This window comes from Aeromonas sp. HMWF014 (assembly GCF_963878295.1).
Classification (GTDB): domain Bacteria; phylum Pseudomonadota; class Gammaproteobacteria; order Enterobacterales; family Aeromonadaceae; genus Aeromonas; species Aeromonas popoffii.
The window spans coordinates 1-4,395 of sequence record NZ_CAWNYS010000257.1 but is presented as its reverse complement, the minus strand read 5'-3'; the positions used below and the strand labels follow the sequence as shown (position 1 = coordinate 4,395).

5 protein-coding genes are annotated in these 4,395 nt (G+C 63.9%); 1 reads left to right on the top strand and 4 read right to left on the bottom strand.

What is annotated here, in order from left to right; all coding sequences use genetic code 11:
- A partial coding sequence (locus tag AAC083_RS10490) for a helix-turn-helix domain-containing protein (RefSeq protein WP_146181647.1) occupies positions 1–386 on the top strand: 386 nt, incomplete at its 5' end.
- A 94-nt stretch (positions 387–480) separates the two neighbouring features.
- On the opposite strand, the gene AAC083_RS10485 is transcribed toward AAC083_RS10490, so the two are convergent.
- The 4 genes from AAC083_RS10485 to dhaK all read right to left on the bottom strand — a co-directional run bounded on the left by AAC083_RS10485 (position 481) and on the right by dhaK (position 4,156).
- The gene (locus AAC083_RS10485) at positions 481–1,563 is read right to left on the bottom strand and encodes a glycerol dehydrogenase (protein ID WP_108536554.1); all 1,083 of its coding nucleotides are present in this window, start codon (positions 1,561–1,563) and stop codon (positions 481–483) included.
- Positions 1,564–1,722: 159 nt separating this feature from the next.
- The gene (gene dhaM / locus AAC083_RS10480) at positions 1,723–2,439 is read right to left on the bottom strand and encodes a dihydroxyacetone kinase phosphoryl donor subunit DhaM (protein WP_108536553.1); all 717 of its coding nucleotides are present in this window, start codon (positions 2,437–2,439) and stop codon (positions 1,723–1,725) included.
- A 1-nt stretch (position 2,440) separates the two neighbouring features.
- Positions 2,441–3,070: a dihydroxyacetone kinase subunit DhaL gene (gene dhaL / locus AAC083_RS10475; protein ID WP_108536552.1), complete on the bottom strand. Its 630-nt coding sequence runs from the start codon at positions 3,068–3,070 to the stop codon at positions 2,441–2,443.
- 15 nt (positions 3,071–3,085) lie between these two features.
- Entirely contained in the window at positions 3,086–4,156 is a 1,071-nt protein-coding gene (dhaK, locus tag AAC083_RS10470) for a dihydroxyacetone kinase subunit DhaK (protein ID WP_108536551.1), read from the bottom strand.
- Positions 4,157–4,395 lie beyond the last annotated feature (239 nt).

Sequence of the window (4,395 nt, the reverse complement as noted above, 5' to 3'; positions counted from 1 at the left end):
GCCAGCAACTGGCGGCGCAGGGGCGCGAGCCGGTGCGCCAGTTCAGCCCAGCGGCCCTCGATTGTCTGCTCGCCTATCCCTGGCCCGGCAATCTGGGGGAGCTGCGCAGCGCGGTCGAGCATGCGCTGCTTCATGCCGGTCAGGGGCTGATCCCGCCGGAAGCGCTGCCCGCTGCCATTCGCCACGGCTATCAGTTGGTGGCGGATGAGGTGGTGGGGCAACCGCTGCTCACCCTGGCGGAGCTGGAGCGCCAAGCCATCTTGCGCTGCGCCCACGCCTGCAAGGGACAGGTGAGCCAGATGGCCCAGCATCTTGGCATCAGTCGCACTACCCTGTGGCGGCGGCTCAAGCTGCTCGAGATCGATCCCACCGACTATCACGGCTGACGGCGATCCGAGCCATCGCCAACCGGCCCGCAGAAAACGAAACGGCCCCGCAGTTGCGGGGCCGTTTTATATGGCAAGGTCAGCCGTGACGCGGTTATAGCCCCAGCTGGTGGGCGGTGACGATGGCCGCCAGCACATCCTCGGCAGTGACCTTGAACGGCATGTTGTGGATGGTCTCCCCTTCGGCGGTGGAGGCTTTGGCCACCGCCATCAGGCGCGCCATATCCAGCTCCTTGACCCCCATCATATGCAGGTTGGTCGGCAGGCCGATTGAGCGGCAGAAACCCAGCACTGTCTCGATCTCCGCCATCGGGGCGTTCTCCAGCACCAGTTGCACCAGGGTACCGAACGCCACTTTCTCACCGTGGTAGAGGTGGTGACACTCGGCGAGCTGGGTCAGGCCGTTGTGGATGGCGTGGGCGGCGGCCAGCCCGCTGCTCTCGAAGCCGATACCGCTCAGGTAGGTGTTGGCCTCGATGATGTTCTCCACCGCCTTGGTGCAGAGCCCCTGCTCCACCGCCAGCTTGGCCTTGTAGCCGTCGGCCAGCAGGGTCTTGTAGCAGAGCTCGGCGATGGCCTGCGCCGCCAGCGTGGAAGCGCCACCTGCCATGGTCTGGCAACCGGAAACCTTGTTGGCGCGCGCCTCGAAATAGGTGGAGAGCGCATCCCCCATGCCGGAGACCAACAGCCGCACCGGTGCGCGGGAGACCACGCCGGTATCCATGATGACCATGTTGGGGTTGGTCGGGATCATCAGGTATTCGCTGAACTGCCCTTGTGGGGTGTAGATGACCGCCAGTGCGCTGGTGGGCGCATCGGTGGAGGCGATGGTGGGCACTATGACCACCGGCACCTTCTGGTAGAAGGCGACCGACTTGGCGGTATCCAGCGTCTTGCCGCCGCCGATGCCGATGATGACGTCAAACGGCGTCTGATTGCAGCGGGCCATCAGCCGGTCGATCTCGGGGCGGGAGCATTCGCCGTTGAAACAGTCGAACTCGGGTGTGATGCCCACACTGTGGAAGCTGGTGGCAACCGTGTCGCCAACCAGCTTGGTGACCAAGGCATCGGCCAGAATGAGCGGCTTGGTGCCGAGCGCCTTGACGTAGTTGCCAATATTGGCGAGGGCCCCGTTGCCTTGCACGTATTTGCTGGGGCTGATGATGATGCGATCCATTTTTTATCCCTCTCTCTAGTTCATAAGACTTCTTTTGAAACTAACAGGGGCGAAGGGGCGGCAGTGCCGGGGAGTCCTTCGTCTTTACTTGCACGACAGTTGCGCGGCAGCTGGCCCATTCGGTCGGTGCCGCGCTTGGAAACGGGTAGGCGTGCAGCGTCAGTCGCCGAAACGCTCGGCGGCCAGCTGTTGGAAGCAGGTCAATGCGGCGGTGGCATCCTCCCCGCGCGCCAGCAGGGCGAGGGTGTCTCCCTGACGCACGTTGAGCATGGTGAGCCGGGTCAGGCTGCGGGGGTTGGCCTCTTTATCCCCCTTTTGCAGCTTGAGTTCAGCGGCAAAGGGCTTGAGGGCGGCTACCAGTCGGGCGGCGGGGCGCACATGCAAGCCGTGGGGGTTATCCACCACCACCTCGCAGCGCAGCCAGCCATCGTCGCTAACGGAGGCTGTCTCAGTAGCGGCCTGCACAGTGGTGGCAGGCAGCATCGCCTGTTTCGGGCCCAGCGCGCCGAGCGCCTCGGCGGCGACCTCATCCAGCGTCATCCCGGAACCGGCCGCCACCACGGCGGCCAGGGTGCCCTCGACCAGCGGGGCGGGGCAGAGCCGCACCCGGGCACTTAACTCAGGGGGCAGCAGTTCGAGGGCGGTCTCGGCGCTGAGGAGGGCGCTGCCCAAATCCATCAGCACCAGCACGCCGCTGCCGTCATCTGCTTCTTCTATCGCACTCATCACCGCGATGGCATCGGTGCCTATGGGGTGGTCGGGGTCATCGACCCCGGCCGCCAGCAGCAACTTGGCCGGGCTACCGAGCTGGTCGGCCAGGGCTTTCAAGCCGGCCGCCAGTATGGCGCTGTGAGAGACAACTACGATTCCGATCATGCTACAACCTCGCTCTGTCACGCAGGGCGGTCAGCAGCAGCAGGGTCGAGGTGGCCCCGGCATCCTGATGGCCTATGCTGCGCTCGCCAAGATAGCTGGCGCGCCCCTTGCGGGCCTGCATTTGGATGGTGGCCTCGGTACCGGCTGCGGCAGCCGCCACCGCCTTATCCAGCGCATCATTGAGCGACAGCGCTTGCTGCTGTGCCTGTTGCAGGGCGGCCAGTGCGGGCCACCAGGCGTCGCACATGGTTTTGTCGCCCGGCTCGGCGCGGCCGCGGGAGACGATCCCCTCGACCCCGTCACTGAGCATTTTGCACAACTGACTGAGACTCAGGCTCTGGCAGGCGTCGGTGCTGGCCGCCGCCCGGATAAAAAAGGTGCCGTAGAGCGGGCCACTGGCGCCGCCGACCGAGGAGAGCAACGTCATACCGGTGGTTTTCAGCACCTGACCGATGTCTTTGTCCGCCACGGCAGGCAGCTTCTCGGCCACCTTGGTAAAACCGCGCTGCATATTGAGGCCGTGGTCTCCGTCGCCGATATCGGTATCCAGCGCGGTGAGGTAGTCACGCTGCTCGGTAAAGATGTGTTCGCAGTCGAGCAGCCAGTTGACGATGTGATGTTTGCTTAGCATGAGAGTAAAGGCTCCTTAGCAACCGCGACGCAGGGCGGGGGTGTGAACGGGGGCATCCCACAGGGTCATCAGCTCATCATCCACCTTGAGCAGGGTGATGGAGATGCCGGTCATGTCGAGGGCGGTACAGTAGGGGCCGATCAGGTTGCGTACCAGATGGATGCCCGCCTCTTCGCACAGGGTGGCGAGGCGGCCATAGACACCATACAGCTCTGAAATCGGGGTGCCGCCGAGGCTGTTGACCAGCGCGATAACTCGGTCACCCTTGTTGAGGGGCTCGATAAAGGAGTGCTCTTCCTGCCAGCTGCCGGAGGCTCTGTCCCAGTGGCGCAGGGTGCGGCCATAGGGGGTGTTGTCCGCAAGCTCCGCGAACATGTCGTCCACCAGGGTATTGAGGTCGGTGAAGGGGCGGCGCTCGATGCCGGGTTCACCGTGGATACCCACGCCAAACTCCATCTCGTTGTCTGCCAGGGTGAAGGAGGGCTTGCCAGCGGCAGGCACGGTGCAGGCATGCATGGCAACGCCAATGGTGCGGCTCTGGTTGTTGATGCGACGGGCCAGCGCCTCGCAGCGGGTCAGGTCATAGCCCGCTTCGGCAGCGGCCCCCACCAGTTTCTCGCACAGTACTGTGGTGGCGACGCCACGACGACCGGCGGTATAGAGGCTGTCTTTGACTGCCACGTCGTCATCGATCAACGAGAAGCCAACCTTGACCCCATCGCCATGCAGCAGCTCGACCGCGGTCTCGAAGTTGAGCACATCACCCGTGTAGTTCTTCACCAGAAACAGCACGCCCGCGCCGCCATCAACCGCCTGACCGCACTCGTACATCTGATCCGGCGTCGGGGAGGTAAAAATCTCACCGGGGCAGGCGCCATCCAGCATCCCCTTGCCCACCAGACCGCCGTGCATCGGCTCGTGGCCGCTGCCACCGCCAGAGACCAGCGCCACCTTGCCCATCACGGGGGAGTCGGCGCGGGTGATGTAGTGGGGTTCGATACGGACCTTGAGCTCGGGGTGGGCGGCAGCCATCCCCATCAGTTGTTCACGGACCACGGCATCGACGGCATTGATCAGTTTCTTCATGGCTCACTCCTTGGCTTGCCACCGCTCGGGTGGGCAAATGGTTGATGGAGCCAGTCTAACGGGATAAATCGGGAGAAAAATGATGGCCGGTTCGGTTCGGATTTGAAACAGCAGAGGGGATGTTGGCGTTTCAATCTGAAACGGCGCGGAACACACGGGCGGGAAACTGTTAGCCGCCTCACAGCCATGAAAAAGGCTATGTCCCAATTACGTGTTGCATGGGGCGCCCCAGCGCCTCA